The organism is Bradyrhizobium sp. 179, assembly GCF_023073535.1.
In the GTDB taxonomy this organism is placed as follows: domain Bacteria; phylum Pseudomonadota; class Alphaproteobacteria; order Rhizobiales; family Xanthobacteraceae; genus Bradyrhizobium.
On record NZ_JADPJR010000033.1, the window covers coordinates 15,505 to 34,835 of the forward strand.

Genomic DNA, 19,331 nt, shown 5'->3' on the forward strand with positions numbered 1-19,331 from the left:
CTGCGATCGCGTTCTCATCTCCTGGCACGCCTTTGCGCAAAGCCGTGCCCCGTGGGGCAGGCCTTGCGCTTCAGCGCCAACACGAACACCCGTTAGTTAGATGAGGATATCCATGCTTCAGAAGGATACAGAAAACGCAACTGAGAGCAACTATCAAGCTCGATAGGGAATAGGACGTCCGCACTCGCTATCAGCAACAGAGGTGAGGTAAGTGCAAGCTGTTGCCGTTCTCAGAATCGACTGCGGCTTGACCTGCTGCGAACTCATGATGGACTTCCTTCGATTGGAAAGGAAATCCACGAGACGGCACATTCGCGCGTGGGCAGGCCGGCCATGAAGATCAAACATCTCGTAAGAGTGATTTCCGATCATCACTCACGAGCGACTCGATTCAGTAGATCTTGCGGCATGGTAATTGCCGTGCCATAGGGCGCATCAGCTCCGCGCGTCCGAAGGTGAGATTCCCCACACTCGTGTGCGTCACTCGTACAAGGTTGCGCGAGGCGGGAGAGGTATCATACGCGTGCGCCCGACAAAATCGTCTGAACAACATCGCGAAAGATTTTGCACGCTAATGCACTATCTTAAGCTTACCTCGAAGAATCGAAAGATAATGGCAAGCACAGCTTGTTTACCTTCCCTCCTCGTTTAAGGGACCGTCACGGAACGGGAGTGGTTGCAATGGAGCATGGGCAGGCCGAACTAGTCGGAGGAAAACCTGTAATCTTCGGACAGCGTAAGGTGCGGCCGCGAGCGTGCGTGGCCGTCGGCAAGCGGCATCTGCGCGCCTTTCTTCGGGATGTGCTGGAGGATATGGGGTTTGTTATCAGCGAATGCGGGACTGCTGACGAGCTGTCGCACGTACTCGGCACGGACTTCCCTGATCTGATCCTGCTCGGCATTGGCTCGGATCGCATCGAGCCTGGACGATTGCTCGAGATACTCGTACGCGAAGGATTTGCAGGCGGAGTGCTGGCGTTCGGCGCCCGCGAGTCGATCATCATGACGGCAGTGCAGCAGGTCGGGGGCGAATATGGACTTGATATGCTGCCGCCGCTGAGGACGCCGTTTGCAGCCGAGACGCTGCGCGATCGGGTCGCCATGCTCTTGCCCAGAGAGCCGGCGCCCCGTCCCGCGGTCCATGTCGGGGAAGCCTTACACGCTGGCTGGCTTGAGCTCTGGTATGAGCCGAAGTTTGACGCGTGTACCCTCGGCCGCCGCGGCGCCGAGGCGCTTGTGCAAATGCGGCACCCGACCTGGGGCGTTGTTCCACCGGCCTATTTCATCGCGGAGGCTCACGATCCGCATTTCAGGGAGTTGTCGCAGTTCGTGATCGACCGCGCGATCAAAGATTGGCAGTATCTTCTGGAGCAGCAAACTTCGATCGATCTCTCCATCAATCTCCCGGCAGCATTCCTGATTGACCCGCAAGCGGTACGCGATCTCTGTCAGCGCATGCCCTCGCACCCCGCTTTCGGCGGCTTGACGATTGAAATCGATAGCGAGGAAGCGATCCAGAACCTAGATCTCCTGATCGAGGTCGCACGTGAGGTTCGCTTTCACAACATTGGCCTTGCAATCGACAATGTCGGCGCCAATTGGCCGCAGCTGATGGGGATGGAAAAATTCCCGTTCATGAAATTAAAAGTGGACCGGCAGTACGTCGCCGGTTGCGGAAATGGACCCCTGAAGCGAACGGTGTGCCGCCATATCGTCGATCTAGCCAAAGAGTACAGCGTGCGCACCGTCGCCGCAGGTGTGGAGAGCCACGCCGACCTGATCGCTGTGACCGAACTCGGATTCGACCTTGCGCAGGGCCATCTGTTCGGAAAGGCCATGCCGCTGAAGCAATTTGCACAGTCATCTTTCAGCCCTGTTCCACTTCGTCCAAAATAGTTGCATGAGGAGTGGCTGAGCAGAGCCAGGCAAAGCGTACCAGCGCTCGCCCGCGCCGCCATGCCTACTCGGCACCAGGCATGCGGCTGACTGCAATTAAATCGGTCACTTTGCAAAGCCAGTAACGCTTCTCCCGGCGGAACTTCATTTCCCTCCGAAGCGATGCCGAAAGTTATTGTAGCACAAACCCCTTTTATCAGGCCTCCAGCGAGTCAATCCGCGGAGTTAACGTTGCAGCCGTGAGCGAGGCTTGCACAAAACCTCCAGTCAGGGCGTGTGACCGGAGGTTTGCCGAGATCCGGTGTAGACGTGCGTCGGCTCGCGGCTTTTAGTCGCGCGGTTTCGGAATGGTCGAGCGTCGCTTGGCCCCGCGCTGCCATGCAAGACAAACGACGGAAGCGCCCAGCGGTCGAGTCGCGACTGACTCTCGGAGTAGGGCCTGAGGGCTCGCATAGCTTGAAATTGAAGTGGCCCGTTGCTGTCGCAGATGCAACATGGTCTCAGACCCGGGACAGCACCCCTGGGCAAATTGACCATCATTGAGCGCGTCTGTCCTTGGCACGGCATTTGAAAGGGATCGCCAATGGCATCGCTCGCCTAAGGAGTCGGAAGGCATGGCTTACAAGATCGTCGCTTCGCAATGCACCGTTTGTGGGGCATGTGAGTTCGAGTGTCCCAACGCGGCGATCAGCCTCAAGCGCGACATTTACGTTATCGATGCCAAAAAGTGTACGGAGTGCGAGGGCCATTCCGACACGCCGCAATGCGCGGTGGTCTGTCCGGTGCCTGACACCTGTGTCCAGTCTAAGACAGCATAAGCAGCCCGCGTCCAGAAGGCTTCACCGCTCGATTTTGCGAACGAAGTAATAGATGTCGCGCTTGAGAAGGCCGCCGACCGCGTGGGGCGCATCGAGGTCGATCAACATCGTTATGAGTTTAAGGCGCTGATCGACTCCGAGAAACCATCGAAGGGCTCTGTCAGAGAACACCGTCAAATTTGTCTCGAATAAGGACAAAGCCGCCTCGATGCTCCAGTCGCCGCGTTGGGGCTTATCGTCGCTGGCTGAGGAGACGAGGCGAGGTGGACGGGCGTCGACATCCCAAGATCGACTTGCAGGATATCTAAAGCTACGTCACGGCCGAAGCCGAAGAGACGGTCTCCACGCGCGACGAGATCGGTCCGGAGATCTTGAAGACATACGAGAAGCTCGGCATCCGCGCACCATGCACGAGTGCATGGAGCCTAGGGTCATAGCAGATCCCCGCCGCCCGCGCTCTCGCCGCTTACTCCAGTTTCGCAAGTCAGCGTGCATCCTGAGGTCCGGAACTGTTCCCGCGATGTCACGCATGCCAACGTCCAGGCTGCACTACTCGCCAGCGGCGACGGAAACAACGAAGGCGCGCCAAAGTCGCTCAGCACGTAAGTGCTTGGCGCACCGAGGAGATCATCTTGACCAACGCCACGGAGGCGATCGAGCTCGCGGCTCGTCGCGGGGTCCGCCGAACACAGGCAGTCCGACCTGATCATCCGTGCGATCCTGGAGCAATCCCGGCCTTGGCAATTCCTAAGGAGCCTCATGGCGCTGTGTTCAAGCGGATGTCGGCCGAGCATGATCGCAACTTCCTCACGGGCGAGTTCGAGAAGCTGCTGACGGAAAAGACCAGGCTTGTCGCGATCACGCAGATGTCGAAGCGCCCAGCGCGTTCGTTCTGCTCGCGTTAGCTCACGACTACGCCAAGAGGGTGTTGAGCGGACGCATTCATAAGCGGAGGCTTCACAGATCCACGCGTTTTTACCAGGCCGGGAGTAAGACCGTTGTGCCCTACCTGGTACAGCTGGCAATCGCTTGGGCAATATCGCGGCAACACTTAGTAGGTTGACGGATCGATCCTCGTGCGTCTAATGCCAGCCGTCGTGGTCTTCGGATTTCGTTTGATCCGGAGCTAAGAGGGAAGCCGGTGCAATGCCGGCGCTGCCCCCGCAACTGTAAGCGGCGAGCCGCTGTCCAACGAAGTCACTGAAGCCATGCGGCTTCGGGAAGGCCGGACAGCAGCGACGACCCGCGAGCCAGGAGACCTGCCTCGACAATATATCGTCCACGGGCGGGGTGTCCCGGTGTGCGCCAAGCAGCTGTCGCTCACGCGATATTCGCTGCATGCGTCCGCCATGGCCTTTGCCCCAATTATGGGGTCTGATCTATGTCTATTCTTTCGCTTCCCGTTGCCACATTGGGGACGTCACGCATCGGCCCACGACGCGAACTCAAGTTCGCGCTCGAGAGCTACTGGGCGGGAAACTCCAGCGAAGCCGAGCTCCTCGAGGCGGGGAGTGGACTTCGTGCCGCTAATTGGGCACGGCAGAAATCCTGCGGTGTGACGGTCATTCCTTCGAATGACTTCTCGCTCTACGACCAGGTGCTCGATACCAGCGTAATGGTCGGAGCCATTCCCGACGTCTACGGCTGGACCGAAGGTCCTGTGTCGCTCAAGACCTACTTCGCCATGGCACGTGGCGCTCAGGACGGTGATCACACTCAGCATGGGCCAGGCGTAGCCGCACAGGAAATGACGAAGTGGTTCGATACCAACTACCACTACATGGTGCCGGAATTTCACCAGGATCAGATCTTTAAGTATTCCTCTCGAAAGCCGATCGAGGAATATGAGGAGGCAAAAAGCCTCGGCTACCAAACGCGCCCCGTCCTAGTTGGCCCAGTCACTTTCCTGAAGCTCGGCAAAAGCGCAAATCCCGCATTCAATCCGCTGTCGCTGCTTGATAGGCTCCTCCCAGTCTATGTCGATGTGCTCCGCGAACTAGCCTCGTGCGGTGCTGAATGGGTTCAGCTCGACGAGCCATGCCTGGTGATGGACATCGACGAAGCGTCGCGGGCGGCTGTCCGCCGGGCCTATGCTCATTTCGCAAAGGTTGTGCCGGCCCTTAAAATCATGCTGGCCACTTATTTCGGCGCTATCGGCGACAATCTTGAAACAGCCCTTGCCTTGCCCGTTGCCGGGCTTCATGTCGATCTGGTTCGGGCACCCGACCAGTTGGACGCAATTGTCGCCACAGCCCGCAGAGATCTCGTGGTCTCGCTAGGCGTGGTTGATGGTCGCAACGTCTGGCGCTCCAATCTTGCGGCGCTGCTCGACCAACTTGCCCCTTTGGTCAAAAAGCTGGGCAGGGACCGTGTTCAGATTGCTCCTTCCTGCTCGCTGCTTCATGTTCCGATCGACATTGAGCTAGAGACCGATCTCGATCCCAATCTGAAGACGTGGCTGGCGTTCTCAGTTCAGAAGTTCAAGGAACTTTCGATATTGGGCAAAGCGCTGGCCGGCCATGCTGCCGAGGTGGCCGATGAACTTGCGCTTTCCGAGGACGCAGCCGTGACCCGCGAAACATCGCCCGAGATCCACAATGCGAATGTCGCCGGACGAATGGCCGCGATCGACGATAGCATGCGTCGCCGTCGCAGTGCGTTCACCCAGCGTGCCGACGTCCAGCGGGCCGCATTCGCATTGCCGATGTTTCCAACGACAACCATCGGGTCCTTCCCGCAAACGGTCGACGTCCGGAATGCGCGTGCGGCTCATGCGCGGGGAGCGCTGAATGACGCGCAGTACGAGCAGCTTCTGAAAGCGGAGACAGCCCGTACCGTGCAGTGGCAGGAAGATATCGGCCTGGACGTGCTCGTACACGGTGAGTTCGAGCGCAATGACATGGTTCAATACTTTGCCGAGCAGCTGTTGGGATTCGCTTTCACCAAGCACGGCTGGGTTCAGTCTTATGGGTCGCGGTACGTTCGTCCGCCTATCCTGTTCGGAGATGTCTCCCGGCCGAAGCCGATGACCGTTGAATGGTGGCGCTTCGCGCAGTCTCTGACTAAGAAACCCGTCAAGGCTATGCTGACCGGACCGGTGACGATCCTGAACTGGTCGTTTGTCCGCGACGACATCTCGCGGAGCGAGACATGCCGTCAGATCGCTCTTGCGATCCGAGATGAGGTGATCGATCTTGAGGCGGCTGGAGCGACCATGATCCAGATCGACGAGGCTGCGTTGCGGGAGGGATTGCCGCTACGCAAATCGCAGTGGAGGAACTATCTCGATTGGGCAGTGGACAGCTTCCGCGTTTGCTCGTCCGCTGTCGCCGACGGAACTCAGATCCATACCCACATGTGCTATTCCGAGTTCAACGAAATCATCGATGCGATCGCAGCAATGGATGCTGACGTCATTTCAATCGAGACGTCCCGTTCTAAGATGGAATTGCTCGAGGCCTTCAAGAGCTACAAATATCCCAATGAGATCGGGCCCGGCGTCTATGACATTCATTCACCGCGCATTCCCGCAGCGGCGGAAATCAAGCAGCTGATTGTGTTGGCGCGGCAGCGAGTTTCCGATCGGCAGCTCTGGATCAATCCCGACTGCGGACTGAAAACTCGAAGCTGGGAGGAGGTGCGTCCCGCGCTCGTCAATATGGTGGCCGCCGCACGCGAGTTGCGGGCTGAGCCATGATGGTGCGGAGCGTTTTGCAAACGCGTTTGTGAACAAGATGCACGCGCTTTGGGGGCTTACGATGTCCTTGCGAGCTCCCAAAGTTCCCAGCGCCTCGGAATGCCGGCGGGCGTCGGCGGAGGCGGTCGCATACAGCCGGCGACAAGCTCGATTCTCGACCCGACGGCCGACAGCATGCCGGCGACGTCCGATCAGGTCACATATTGCGACGTCATTAACGCTCCACGCGAAGCACAGCCCTACTTTTTCATTTATCCATCGCGTGGATGCGTCCCATCACAACAATCTATTTTACCGTCCTTACGGAACGTCATACGAAATTCGCCTCCTGGCACGCGCTCCGGGAAAGGTAATCGAGCGTTGTTGATGTTTGGGGGCGTGCCAAATGCTGCTGCGCGACGGCAAACTGCCGCTTGTGTTTCAGGGCACGGCAGCCAAACCGCTTGCGCGAAGGATCCCAGCTCGATCAAGGCACTGACGTCCCAACCGGACAGCGGGCGAGTGGTGGACAAGTCGTGAAGTTTCCGACAGGAGCGGAAGGCAAGCGGCTCCAGATTTCGCGCGGAGTGATATCCGTTTCTCCTTTTTTGACGGCGAATGCCCTCGCCGAAGTCGATCGCCGGTAAGTCCTCCCTACCGACGAAAGCTGGTGCGATGCATAAAGCAGCGTCGTTCCTGCGTGACTTTCGCCCGGCCTCCGGAGGAGGCCGGGCTTTTTTTGGTGCGCCAGGCATGGCGCGGACCGCGTGACTGGCGCGATTCGACCGGAGTAGTGTCCGGTCCTGACTTGGAGGTCAGAGTCCTTTCCTGGGCACCATCGCTCTTCTAAGAGCGTGAAATCCAAAGCAAATTAGCAAATTCAACGGCTTACCCGCTCCTCAGTGGTACAGAAGGGTGGTACAATGCCGTTGGCTATGTCGCGTCCGTGGAAGCATCCCAAAACTGGAATCTATCAGCTCCGGAAGGCCGTTCCGGAGGATTTGCGCAAGATCGTCGGCAAACGCGAGGAGATCCACATGGCGCAGTCGATGGGCTGCGAATTCACCGAGCTCGTCTCCGACAAGGGCGTGCTGACCAAGACGGGCGATAAGGTCATGCTAAAGGGACCCCTAGACCGCAAGAAAACGAAGAACCTCCACGAGGCTGCGCGCTGCGCTGCTGTCGCTCCCGATGAAGGCAGGCGCCTCGACAAGCTCTGTGCGGCTGCGAGGGACTTCACCAAGACGTTGGCGCCTTACGTGACAAGGCGACGGCGTGACGAAGACCCGCTTATCAAGCAGTTTCGAACCCACCTGAAGCTAGCCGATGGACGTCCTCATCCACACCGACGGCTAGAGCGCGTGCAGATCCGTTGGGCCGAGACTATCGGGCGGAGCTCGCCATGGCTCGACGTGCTCTTTGCCGCGGAATGCATGAGCGAGAGCGCTCGTGGGCTGAGGCTCAAGGATACCGAGAACTGGCCCCGTGCGGTGCGCGATGCATACACAAAGCTGTCAGCGGGGCATCGCCAGTCTTTTTTGCGATTAGACCAAGGATGGTCCACGCCTCGTCTTTACTAGGGTCACCTGACGCCGTTCCGTCGGAGAAAAGGAAGGCGCGGCGGCAAGGAGATCAGGGAGACGGTTTTGCGGTACGCGTTGCCACGCGTCTGTTGGCAAAAGCCAACCGAAGAGGCTTGCGTCAAATCCGTGCTGGCGTCGCATTACCCGGTCCCACTGAAACGCATCGTAGGTCCCCTCGAAAATCAGTTGCCGCACCTCGACGAAGGGCGGATCGTCGTGAGCACCGTCATCGAGCCACTTCTGCGCGCGTTGTTCCCATAGGCTGCCCTTGCGGTCGACACGCCCGATCGGCCGGGTTCCACTCAGCGTGGAACTGCACGACGACGCGACAGGACTCGTGCAGGTTCAGCCCCTCGCGCCCGACCTGGCTCTGCGCGATGAGCACCCATGGCGAAGCTCCGGGCCGATTGAACGCGGCTTGGAGATAGCGCCGCGTTTCCCAACGCGTCGCGCCCTGGAGCAATCGCGCATGGAAGCTCTGACGACCATCGTCGTCTTCAAGGAGCGCACGGAGCGCTTCCTGCCGGAGCACGGCCCGGTCTTGGTCCACGTCCTCGTCACCCAGCTCGCCTAGCAACGGTCGCAATCGCTCTTTAACGAATTCTTTGGTCAGCGCGTCGAAGCGCTCCTGGGTGACCCCGTCGGACGCCGACGTCGTCGCCAGGACGTCGTCGATGACAAAAGACGCGAGGTGGTCCTCAAGCGCTCGCTCCAACGCGCGATCGACTGGCGCGCCCCCTAGCTCCGTGAGATCGGTACGCCATGCGCTGACCGACTTCTTCGCGAGCTTGCGCACCTGCCGACGCAGGTGCTCGTAGGCCTTGTGGCTGTTGGCAAGCGCTCGGCGCATTTCGGGGCCATTGCCCGTGATAAGGTGGCGCTGGAACGCGCCCTCCCCGCGAAGGCGTTCGAGCTGGCGAAGCGCGATGCCGAGCAGCGAAGGATCAGCGTGAATGGCATGAGCGATCGGCATGCCTTTATCGGCCGCGCGAAGCGCATGGCGCACGTTGATTACGTCACGAAGGAGCCGCAATGGGCGCAGAAAAACGCCGAACACCAAGACTTTCTCGCGCTTTTCGATCGTCCAGTTCTCGATTTCCTTTACGGCTGCGAGGATGCGCGGGTGCTCGGCATCGGGGTCGAGTTCAGCGCCTGAAACCGGTGGAAGTCCTTCGAACACCCGCTCGCGACTGCCGCGGAGCCGTCGATACCAGTAAGCGGTGCGCGCGATTTTCCCGCGCGTGTGATCATCGACCACGCCAGGTTCGGGCACGCGGAGCGGTTCGCTCGTCTCCAGCAAGTCGATGCTGACATCCCCACGGCGAGGTAGCCATGTATCGAAAAGCGATAGAGGCCAACCCTCGCAGTGCCCTAGCACTTACGAATCTCGCCTCGCGCACAAGCTCGAGGATGCCGTAAGGGCGCGCAGTTACCTGGAGACAGCCATCGATGAAATGGAACCGGACAGCCCACACTACGCAGTTGCTTTGCATTTGATGGGCAACAGCTATGCCTATATCGAAAAGGATTACCTGAAGGAGATTGAATACCACAAAAAAGCGGTGACGCTTGCTCCTCGCAACGCCCTTTACCGGGACAATTTGATCCTAGCTCTTCTCTCGGCGGGACGCCCGATAGATGCCAGAAAGCTCTGGCGCGAAACTAAGCAGATCCCAAGCGCGCACCCACTTGTGAAGGATGAGCTCATTGCAGCGTTCTGCGACGAGACGCTAGATCCGCGCGAATATTTGGTAATTGTTGATAGCGTAGGGGAGTTCATAGGGGCACCGGGCAGACGTGTGTTGCTCAACCTCGCATGGCGACGCCGCTTGCAAGTCGAATCTGCTGAACAGCTCGACCTGCTGTCGAGTCTGGCCACGATGGCCAGTCAGGCCGGCGACGATCAATTGGCTCTCCAGGCTTGGCGGGAAGCAGCTCAGTTCGACGCCGAGGGCGTTCTAACCGTCAATGAAGCGGTCGCACTCGATCGTCTGGGAAGGACTTCGGAAGCTCTGACCATAATAGAGTCGAGAGCGCCGGCAGGCGATCGGTTTCACACAGTTCTTGGAAACATTCGGAATAATGCGGGGTTGCGAGCGGCCGCAATCGAAGCCTACAGGAAAGCGGTCGAGATCGAGCCGCCATTTGTCTTACCCTTCCTAAATGCGTTCCGATGCATAGGGGAGCTCCGCGACCCTTCATTGGCAAGACCCTTTGTTTCTGCGCTTATGGAAAGATGGGAGCCGTCGCCACGGCGCTCAATCCTGCTTGCTGAAGGACACTTGCTTGCGGGTCGGCCAGCTACCGCTGCTGATTTCGCATCGGAAGCTCTTGTTCGTGACGGGACCGTGATTCCGCCCGAAGACGTGCACTCGATGCTGTACGATCCCGATGACCCGTCGCTTTTTATTTTACCGAGCGCAGAAACACACAAGCTCTATGCCCTCGCATTACTGCAGTCAAAGCGTTTCCAGCAACTATCGGAACTAGTGAGCGCAGTGTTCTGTTGGCCACGCTGGGCCGACGGGGATTGGCGAATCCTGAATGCAGAAATCGCTCGAGCGGCTGGTCGCACGGGGGATATTCCCGCGCTTCTTGAAGGAATGGACCAGCAAATTCCAGCTCAGATTTCATTGGCGTTAGTAGCGATCGAGAACGACGATGCCGATGCTGCTGACCAGCTTGCGATGCAAGTGGCAGCTCGCTCCGACGCTAATGGTTATTCTCATCCGGAAGGGCGACCTGATGCCTTGGCATACGCGGTCATATCTTCAGTCGCCCGCTCGCGCGGCGAATTGCGGACGGCTCGCGAGAGCGGCCACGAAGCAGTGCGACGTGATCCATCTTGCGTTCTCGCGCGCGCCGTCTACGTCAACGCGTTGGTGGATCTGGGCGAAGACGATGAGGTAGAAGCCGTTCTGATCGACGCACTGCGACGCCGCCCGTCGGAGCCTCGGACACTTCGTCTGGCGGTCGAAACGCTCGTTGGTCTTTCGCGACTCGACAGAGCCGGCGAAGCGCTTGCCGGGCATCGGTCGGATCTTGCGGAGTAAAATAGCGAGGACCTGGGATATCGGCTCGGTGAGCTTATAGCGGCCGGTAAGTTGGCAGCCACCTCCCCTCCCGCATCGCAAACACACTCCGCCGAAACGGAGTGGCCCTGGATTCGGACACTGGCCTCTCCCCTTTCGGGATGGCTGGCCGGAGCTCATCACAGCCTCACGAACATAGCGCAGCTCAAGGTTGCGCTGGCCATGTTCACTTCAAAAGTAGCCGAAAAGCTTCTCGTGGACCGATTGTTAGTTCCATTCCGGGAGGTAAACGCGGGACGGCAGCTCGCGCCCGATGATCGGTTGCGAGATCTCGACGCTTTCCTTGCGGGCGGTCGTCGCCTTCATTGGGTGGGATCGTACGAATTCTTCGGTATGCGGCCAAGCCGTTCGCGTCCTCGGATCCGGATGTACTCAAGGCGTTCAGGACACAAATCCGCTCGGCCAACTGGCACGGACGAGACCTCCTTCAGAGCCGCAGCTTTGTCGATAGGCTCCAGAATCTTGCCGATGTAAGAAACGACAGCGCTCATGTGAATGAGCCAAGCGCGGATGAGGTCGCTCGCGCTATCTCCATTGTTGTTGACCAAGGCCGACCCGGAGACCTCTTCAGGGCGCTAGGGATCGAGATGCCGGAGCCCTCGGCTGCAACAGACTACTGATTGGATCGGATAGGATTGTGGCTATGCATCGACCAGATCCCTGTCCGTCGAGAGCGTGCGCGGCTTCCGCGTTGGGTTCGGGAGGTGCATCCCAACACTAACGAGGGCATGCGGTATGATCCTTGGGAGCTCGCGGCTTTGTGCAGAAGGAATTTCCGTAGCGCCTCGATCCGATGCAGGAGCGTCGTGCAAGAGAGTGCCGCACTCAGCGCAGGATCTGAATATCCTGAAGCTCTATGCTATCCGGTCCGATAAACCACTTCTCTTGAAGTAGCATCGGGTCGACGACCAACCCGATGCAATGCGGCTGATTGAAAAAAGCGCGTTGCGTTTTTCGGTCAGTGCCACTGAAGAAGACACCTAAATCGGGATGGCTATGGTACCAGCCGACAACCGTGGTTCCCTCTGCCAATTCCCGCGCGCGTTCCCAGACGTACCATGCGCAGAGAAACGCTGGTCCGATCGAAATCCTTGCTTCGGGCAAAGTTCGCGATTTCGATGATGATATCATCGTGGCGGCTCAATCCGTCATAAACCGTCCCGAGTAACAGCCCACCCATTTCAACGCGCCGCTCATGAAGGTGGTATCCCTCCGGTGGCGCCGGTGGCGGCCGCCTTGCCGAGTGACGCAGGGTGTTGAGAACTGTCCTTATGAACAGTGATAGGTGCAGTGACCACGTCGGGCGGCTTGAGGTCGTGGAGACGAGTCGGCGGCGTCGCCGGTCCGAGGACGAGAAGCTCAAGATCGTCCTGGAGAGCTCACAGGCGCCGCGCCAGGTTGCGGCGACGGCGCGGCGACATGGCAAGCGGCAGCCGCGATTGCTATGTGATTGAGCCAAAGCTCTGGATGAATTCCTCCGAAATCTTGCCGCGAATCAATTCGAGTTCCGCCAACGCACTGGGCACCGTCGTCCATGGCGGCGAAGAGTGCCGACCATCGCCTCGGCGCCTCGCAGCAATATCTTCGTCCATCGCGCGGCGGTCTACGTCGACGATCAGGTGAGGGGCTTCAAAATAGATCAACCTGCGACCGAGGCGCCTCAGGCGCTGATCCTCGAAACCCTCAACCAGGCGGAGCCGCTCATCCCAACTGCGCGAATGAAACTGCCTGCATAGTTCGCGATCGGCGTCGGAGAAAAAGCCGGCACCGTAGATCTGCAATTCGACGTGCTCGGAAGCCGGATAGACCACCTCGGAGGCTGCAGCGGCGTTAGTTAGCCGCTCCATGAAATCCGCATCGGCCCTGACCAGCGAAGCCGTCCGCATGAGTTCCTCTTCGGAGGTATCCCTGAATAGCGGTCGTTCGATGTCCCATAACGGATAAAGCAGTGGGGAGCCGTTGACCTTAAGCCGCCGGATGGGCCGAGGCTCGACCTTCAAGCGTTCCGCGAGAGCCTGTTCCTCGAGATTTCTCAATGCTTCGATGTCTCCGGCCAGATCGAGGCAATAGTGAACGTTGCGGTCGCGCGGGCTAATGCCCACCCGGGTCAGGAAATGCATGATGCGCGAAGATCCGTAGAAATCGAAGTAAGCGAATGCGTCCTCATCTCTGACGAAATCAATGACAGACGTCTTTGACGAAAAGCGGAGGAACGTGGACCACAGTTCGGGTGCGCCACTTCGAACCAGCCGGCACAACTCAAGCATCGCCTCGACGTCGTGGACCGCGTCGTGAGCGCGACCGGCCTTAATTCCATTCGCGGCGGCAAGCGGACCGAGTTGGTAGACATCCGCGCCATCTGCGCCGACCCCCGGACGGATGACTGTCGGATGCAGAGTGCCCGCAGCCCGCATAAGATTGAGAACGTCGGCGCGTGCGTTACGATTGGTGTTGGTCAGAAACACCGGATGAAGGCACTGATAAAAGGCTTGGCGGAGAAATTCCTCGTCGAAGGATATCGAATTGAAGCCTAAAAAAATGGCGGGCGACCATGTTTCGAGAACGCGAGCTATTTCGCAGACCATACTGTAGTGGGTTTGCCGCGACATGTCCGACGCTTCCGCGAGCGACGTTCCTGTCAGATGTAGTGCTTTCGGGGAGGGAACGATGTGAGGCATCAGCCGGCATCTCGTTTCGAACTTCTCAGTTTCAACGAGATCGACGTCGGCTCTAACGGCCGCGAATTGAAGAATTTGATCGAAGCGCTTGTTCAGGCCGGTGGTCTCGACATCGTAGAAGACGAAAGCCACGCTGATTGCCGCCTAAATTTGCTCTAATCTGATCTGGAAGGCGGCGAGGCTCACTCTGAATCGCTGCGCGACGCGGATGAGATAATCATCGTCGTGAAGGTCGCCGGCCGATTCGGAAAGTACCTGGCGGACCAATCTGGCCGGCAAGAGCAATTCGGACGCGAACGCGTTGGCTTGAATTTCTAGGGGATCAATTCCTTGCGCGGATGTCGGATCGCGGGCGATGAAGTTCTTGCTCTTGTCAATCAAGACTGCTGTTTCTAGGTGGGACCGGTGAAGCACTATGTGGCCCAATTCATGCGCGATCGTGAAGCGTTGCCTGTTGGGATGATGCTTCGAGTTGACGCCTATAATGGGCTTGCCGTCGCGTAAAAACGCCATGCCGGACAGCTCGTCATCGAAGGGGCTGTACTCGATCCTGACGCCGAGAGCCTTCGCGAGCTTTTCCACTGGAACGGGTGGACTCTTCAGCCCGAGCTTGTCGACGAGCATTCGCGCTTGTTCCTTCGCGGACTCGTTCATTTTCCGCCTCCGGCCTTTCGTCGCACGTATTGCTCGATCTGTGCTTTCTGTTCTTCGCTGACTTCGCTGCCCACAATCCGCAGGGGGCCGCTCGTTTGTTCGAACGAGTAGCTCGCTGGGACAAGATCAACGATCGAGGCGACCCTCAACGCGGCCGCCAGTTTGTAGATCTGATGAAGCATAATCTTCTGGCGTCCACTTTCGATGTTCGCGAGTGACGCTCTGGTTAGGCCGATCTGGTCCGCCACTTCCGCTTGCTTCAGCCGCAACTTCTTTCTCCGCGCCGCTATGGCGGCGCCGACGACGCGGTAGATCTCCAAATCAGCCATGTGCGTGAGAGAATCGCAATTCGGGTCGGCCGTCAACGAAGCAAACATTTTTGTGCTTAATACAAACATTACAAAAAGTTAATATTTCAATCAAAAATTTTTGTGGCTCCTCTGATAGAGTTCCGGAATCGAAACCCGACTCACACCCGACATCAGGAGGATGGCAGTGGCGGCGAAAGCAACTCTCTTCAAGGTCGACAACGGCGACATGACCCTGTTCGAAACCGAGACGGGGAAACGCATCCTGTGCGACATAAACATCCGCCAGGCCGCCGACGGCACGGACGACGACACGCCTGACGTTGTCAAGCAGCTCCGGAACAAGCTCGATCGAGACGAAAAAGGCCGGCTGTTCGTCGACGCCTTCCTCAACACCCATCCGGACGCCGACCACATCAGGGGTCTGATCAAGCATTTCCATCTGGGTGATCCGTCCACGTGGGTGAAGGCCGACGACAAGATTATCATCCGCGAGATGTGGTCTTCGCCGATCGTGTTCCGCCGGGCGAGAGCAAAGGACGAAGATCACGTCCTGTGCGCGGATGCCGAGGCGTGGCGCGACGAGGCCCGCCGGCGCACCAACAAGTACAAGAAGGACCGAAGCGCCGTCGATGGGAATCGGATTCTTATCCTCGGCGAGGACGTCGATGGCAAGACCGACGATCTCGCCGACGTCTTGGTGAAGGTTGACGAGGTCTTCTCGAAGATCTGTGGCGTGCACGACACCTCCTTCGAGGCGCGCCTGCTGGCGCCGATGCCCGCCGACGACGAGGAGGAAGAGGAGCTTCTGACGAAGAACAATTCCAGCGTCATCACGCGGCTGGACCTGAAGGTCTCCAAGGTCACGCGTGGTCGCTTTCTTCTCGGCGGCGACGCCGAGGTCGCGATCTGGGACCGCATCTGGGAACGCAACAAGAAGTGGCCCGAGCGCCTTCAATACGACGTCTTGATCGCGCCGCATCATTGTTCCTGGCACAGCCTTTCCTACGATAGCTGGTCCGACAAGGGCGAAAAGGCCAAGGTCTCCGAACCCGCCCGCTGCGCCCTCGGCCAGCCGCTCGGCGGCGCGCTGATCGTGGCCAGCAGCAAGCCCATCAAGGACGACGAGAACGACCCGCCGTGTATCCGCGCAAAGCGCGAATATCTCGACATCCTCGACCCGGTGAAGGGCGAATTCAAATGCGTCGCCCACAGCCCGGGCGACGACCCGCTGATGATAGAGGTCTCCTCGGCCGGACCGCGCATCAAGCGCGCCGTCTTCGCGGTCAGTGTCGCAGCCGGTACCGGCATCGGCAGCCAGCCGCTCGCCCACGGATGAGCCGATGGCGGCGACTCCCGCGGTGTACGACATTCCGATACCGGTCCGCCGGGCTATGCGTCTCATCGAGGCGCATCCGTCCGTCGAACGGGTGACTGCCGACCACGACGCAGGTGCCGGCGTCACGCTGGCCGTCGTCGATATTCGGACCGAACTTCCAAACGCATGGCGAGCGGCAGGCGTCAGCCCGTCGGGCGTCCGCGAGTGCGAGCCGGTCTCTTTCCTCTTCACCGGGGGCTATCCGCTCGGCGCGCCGAAAATCCTGCTCCGGAGCGACTTCAACCGGAACCATCCCCACATCCAGCCCTCCCGAAGCGGCGGCCCGCCCGAGCCTTGTCTGGTGGCGGGGTCGCCGCGCGAGATACTGCGCGTCCGCGGAATTGGAGGGCTATTCGAGCAGCTCGTCGACTGGCTCGACAAGGCGGCGATGGCTCAACTAATCGACCCGCGGCAGGGCTGGGAGCCCGTGCGGCGGGACGGCATCGATGATGTGATTGTCGCCGACGCCGCCTGGCTCACCCGCCTGCCGACGCGCGACGGCGGCTGCTCGGTCTTTCCGGCGTGGTACTATTCGCACGGCGTGGGACCCGTCACCTACAGGATCGGTCTCTCCGAAGCGGCACCAGTGCCTCTGGGACAGAACATTGTCGGCGACTGGCGCTTCGTTTCCGTCGGCGACACGGGCTACCGCGGGAACACGCATGCCCTGGTCGCCTGGTCAGGCAAGCTTCCGACCGGACAGCCTTTCGTCGCGGGGCGCTATCTCCCCGAGACCGTCTCTTCAATCGACGAACTCCTAGCCAGAGCCGCCGAGCTCGGGTGCCGCGAATTCCTCGAGCCCAAGCTCGGCATTTTGCAAAGCCGGGTGTCGGCCGCCAAGCTGAGAAGGGAACAGCCGGTCGCGGTCCTGCTGCTGGCGAGACGTCCTTGCGATGTGATCGGCGCCGGCTCGCCGATCGAGATCTGTCCCTACGTGGTCGAACTGCGCGGCAACGATACGCTCGCGAATGGCAGCGGCAAGCTGGTCAGGACCGCCATGCATCGCGAGGAGGTGTCGCCGGAACTCCTGAGGCGCGCCGCCGGCGACGACGGAGAGGCGTCGCGGCCCTGGACGCTCGTCGGATGTGGAAGCATCGGATCGAAGATGGCGGTCCACATGGCAAGGTCGGGTCGGGCGCCGGCGGCCGTGGTCGACAACGGCGTCATGCAGCCACACAACTTCGCCCGCCACGGCCTCCTGCCTTCGGAAAACATGGTCGAGAGCTTCTGGGCGATCCCGAAGGCGTTCTACCTGGTGGAGGCGCTCGCGCCCTTCAAGCAGCGGGCGGTACCGCACGACGTGGACATCGTTGCGCATGCGTTCGACAACAAGTCGATCGCCGGGCTCGTCGCGCCGGGCAGTTTCGCAGTCGTCAACACGACCGGTTCGGCGAGCGTGCGCGAGGCGCTAGTGCTGCCGGGCGTTGCGGTCAACCGTCCACGGGCGATCGAAGCCTGCATGCTCGGGATAGGAAGCGTCGGCCTGATCTCGGTGGAGGGGCCTCAGGCCAACCCGTCGACGATCGATCTGATCTGCGAGGCGTACCGTTCGATCCACGCGGACCCGGATCTGAGGGGCGAAGTCTTCAATACGGAAGCCGAGGCCATCGCGATCGGACAGGGATGCTCCGCGATCACGATGCCGCTGTCCGACGGCCGGCTCTCGACGTTCGCCGCGCCCATGGCAGAGCACGTGCTCAAGCTGCAGCGCAACGGACTGCCTGGCGCTGGCGCGTTGCTGATTGGGCGCCTCGGCGCGGACGGCCTGAGCCAGAAGTGGATGCGCACGGAGGTCGCACCGCGCATCGTCGTCGGCGACGGAAGCGCGAGCGTCGTGCGCCTGAGCCCGGAGGTCGACGAGACCATCCGTCGGGAAGTCGCGGCGCGCCCAGGCTCCGAGACGGGCGGAATCCTGATCGGCCGCTTTTCGGACGTCGCCAACGTCTTCCACGTGATCGGGACGATGCCGGCACCGCCCGACAGCAAGTTCTCGCGCGACGAGTTTGTGCTCGGCACCGAAGGATTAAAGCCCATGCTGCGGCACCTCATCGAAGGGTCGGGCGGCGCCCTGTACGCGCTCGGCACCTGGCACAACCATCTCTTCCCGAGCGGACCGTCCGGACGCGACGTGAAGACCGCCGCAAAGCTCTCGATCAGTCAGTATTTCCCGCTGCTGATGCTGATCCACACGCCTACGGGCTACGTCCACTTCACCGCGGAGGCCCTGTGCCGCCGGTCCGGCATCGCCGGACAAGGAGGGTAGGAAATGAACAATCCTCTCGACGCCTACACAATGAAGGCGCGGCTCGTCCCGGCGGTCATCGCCGGCGCGCCTGCCTTCGCATTCGCCGCCATCTTCGTGTCGTGGGGCAGTCTCGGTGTCACGCATCTGATCGTCGCGACTGCGCTCACCGTGCTATTCGCGGCGTTCGCCGACATCGCGCGCCGGCGCGGCAAGGCGATCGAGCCGAAGCTGATTGAAAGGATGGGCGGACTGCCGACCACGACGACGCTTCGGCACCGCGACGACACCTACGACGATGACACTAGGGCCGGATTCCACGCGTTCATCGCAGCCAAGCTCGGCAAGCCGGCTCCCACGGCCTCGGAGGAGGCCGCCGATCCGGCCGCGGTAGACAGCTACTACGCCCGCGGCGCGACCTGGCTGCGCGAGAACACCCGCGACGCGAAGAAGTTCGACATCCTGCTCAACGAGAACATCAGCTACGGATTCCGCCGTAACCTGCTCGGTCTGAAACTGCCGGGATTCGTGCTGAACGCCTTGATCGTCGCTATCTGCCTCGCGATCTTCTGGCGCCGATGGCCGGTCGATCTGTCGAACACTTTCGACGCGAAGCTGCTCGCCGTCGTCGTGATCGCCGTGCTGCATGCGATTTATCTGGCGGTCTTCGTGACAGAAGCAGGCGTATTCGAAGGCGCGAAGACATATGCCCGCCAACTGCTGCTCTGTACGCAGTCGCCGCACCTCAGCGGAGCGCCGAAGCCGTGTTCGACGGCGGCCCGCATGCCGGCTCGCCGCGGCGGGGCGAAGACCGAAGCAAAGATCCAAGAGCAATGACCGAATGACCGGGAAAGTAGGACTGCTGTAGCCCATCGAAGAAGACGCAAACGGCAGACGATCTGCGGCGACGCCCTGACCTCCGCAAGAAGCAGATACAAAATGGTACGAAACGAAAGTCCATCATTGAAGAGAAATAAGCGCCTATTTAAAACGCAACTCCATTCGT

At 60.0% G+C, this 19,331-nt stretch carries 14 protein-coding genes and 1 riboswitch; of the genes, 9 read left to right on the forward strand and 5 right to left on the reverse strand.

Features of this window, described 5'->3' with window-relative positions:
- The first annotated feature begins 681 nt into the window (after nucleotides 1-681).
- From IVB12_RS07885 to IVB12_RS07905, 5 genes are all read left to right on the forward strand, one after another.
- Nucleotides 682-1,896 (forward strand): EAL domain-containing response regulator, encoded by a 1,215-nt coding sequence (locus IVB12_RS07885; protein WP_247297428.1) that lies wholly within the window; start codon nucleotides 682-684, stop codon nucleotides 1,894-1,896.
- A gap of 614 nt (nucleotides 1,897-2,510) precedes the next feature.
- Nucleotides 2,511-2,714 carry a 4Fe-4S binding protein gene (locus tag IVB12_RS07890; protein ID WP_247297430.1) on the forward strand — a complete coding sequence of 68 codons (204 nt, stop codon included), beginning with the start codon at nucleotides 2,511-2,513 and terminating at the stop codon, nucleotides 2,712-2,714.
- 509 nt (nucleotides 2,715-3,223) lie between these two features.
- Nucleotides 3,224-3,619, forward strand: coding sequence for an aminotransferase class V-fold PLP-dependent enzyme (locus tag IVB12_RS07895; protein WP_256467099.1), 396 nt, complete (start codon nucleotides 3,224-3,226; stop codon nucleotides 3,617-3,619).
- Between the two features lie 176 nt (nucleotides 3,620-3,795).
- A riboswitch (cobalamin riboswitch) is annotated at nucleotides 3,796-3,996 on the forward strand.
- 99 nt (nucleotides 3,997-4,095) lie between these two features.
- Nucleotides 4,096-6,411, forward strand: a complete 2,316-nt coding sequence (gene metE / locus IVB12_RS07900; RefSeq protein WP_247297434.1) for a 5-methyltetrahydropteroyltriglutamate--homocysteine S-methyltransferase — start codon at nucleotides 4,096-4,098, stop codon at nucleotides 6,409-6,411.
- A 980-nt stretch (nucleotides 6,412-7,391) separates the two neighbouring features.
- Nucleotides 7,392-7,970 (forward strand): hypothetical protein, encoded by a 579-nt coding sequence (locus IVB12_RS07905; RefSeq protein ID WP_247297436.1) that lies wholly within the window; start codon nucleotides 7,392-7,394, stop codon nucleotides 7,968-7,970.
- A gap of 229 nt (nucleotides 7,971-8,199) precedes the next feature.
- On the opposite strand, the gene IVB12_RS07910 is transcribed toward IVB12_RS07905, so the two are convergent.
- Complete coding sequence (locus IVB12_RS07910; RefSeq protein WP_247297437.1) at nucleotides 8,200-9,273, reverse strand: hypothetical protein; 1,074 nt, start codon at nucleotides 9,271-9,273, stop codon at nucleotides 8,200-8,202.
- A 154-nt stretch (nucleotides 9,274-9,427) separates the two neighbouring features.
- Between IVB12_RS07910 and IVB12_RS07915 the strand changes: the two genes are divergently transcribed.
- A complete protein-coding gene (locus IVB12_RS07915; protein ID WP_247297439.1) occupies nucleotides 9,428-11,026 on the forward strand; it encodes a hypothetical protein in 1,599 nt (532 codons plus the stop codon).
- 864 nt (nucleotides 11,027-11,890) lie between these two features.
- Here IVB12_RS07915 and IVB12_RS07920 read toward each other — a convergent pair.
- From IVB12_RS07920 to IVB12_RS07940, 4 genes are all read right to left on the reverse strand, one after another.
- On the reverse strand, nucleotides 11,891-12,196 hold the full coding sequence (locus tag IVB12_RS07920; protein ID WP_247297441.1) for a Mov34/MPN/PAD-1 family protein: 306 nt from the start codon (nucleotides 12,194-12,196) through the stop codon (nucleotides 11,891-11,893).
- 311 nt (nucleotides 12,197-12,507) lie between these two features.
- Nucleotides 12,508-13,875: an exonuclease domain-containing protein gene (locus IVB12_RS38350; RefSeq protein WP_247297443.1), complete on the reverse strand. Its 1,368-nt coding sequence runs from the start codon at nucleotides 13,873-13,875 to the stop codon at nucleotides 12,508-12,510.
- A 12-nt stretch (nucleotides 13,876-13,887) separates the two neighbouring features.
- Nucleotides 13,888-14,397 (reverse strand): ImmA/IrrE family metallo-endopeptidase, encoded by a 510-nt coding sequence (locus tag IVB12_RS07935; RefSeq protein WP_247297445.1) that lies wholly within the window; start codon nucleotides 14,395-14,397, stop codon nucleotides 13,888-13,890.
- Nucleotides 14,394-14,774, reverse strand: a complete 381-nt coding sequence (locus tag IVB12_RS07940) for a helix-turn-helix transcriptional regulator (protein ID WP_247297447.1) — start codon at nucleotides 14,772-14,774, stop codon at nucleotides 14,394-14,396. The genes IVB12_RS07935 and IVB12_RS07940 overlap by 4 nt, the downstream gene beginning before the upstream one ends.
- 112 nt (nucleotides 14,775-14,886) lie before the next feature.
- On the opposite strand from IVB12_RS07940, the gene IVB12_RS07945 reads away from it, so the two are divergent.
- Genes IVB12_RS07945 through IVB12_RS07955 form a run of 3 tightly spaced genes read left to right on the forward strand, consistent with a single transcriptional unit; the run spans nucleotide 14,887 to nucleotide 19,162 of the window.
- Nucleotides 14,887-16,044, forward strand: a complete 1,158-nt coding sequence (locus tag IVB12_RS07945; protein ID WP_247297449.1) for a metallohydrolase — start codon at nucleotides 14,887-14,889, stop codon at nucleotides 16,042-16,044.
- Between the two features lie 4 nt (nucleotides 16,045-16,048).
- Nucleotides 16,049-18,346, forward strand: a complete 2,298-nt coding sequence (locus tag IVB12_RS07950) for a thiamine biosynthesis protein ThiF (RefSeq protein WP_247297450.1) — start codon at nucleotides 16,049-16,051, stop codon at nucleotides 18,344-18,346.
- A 3-nt stretch (nucleotides 18,347-18,349) separates the two neighbouring features.
- Nucleotides 18,350-19,162 (forward strand): hypothetical protein, encoded by an 813-nt coding sequence (locus IVB12_RS07955; RefSeq protein ID WP_247297453.1) that lies wholly within the window; start codon nucleotides 18,350-18,352, stop codon nucleotides 19,160-19,162.
- Nucleotides 19,163-19,331 lie beyond the last annotated feature (169 nt).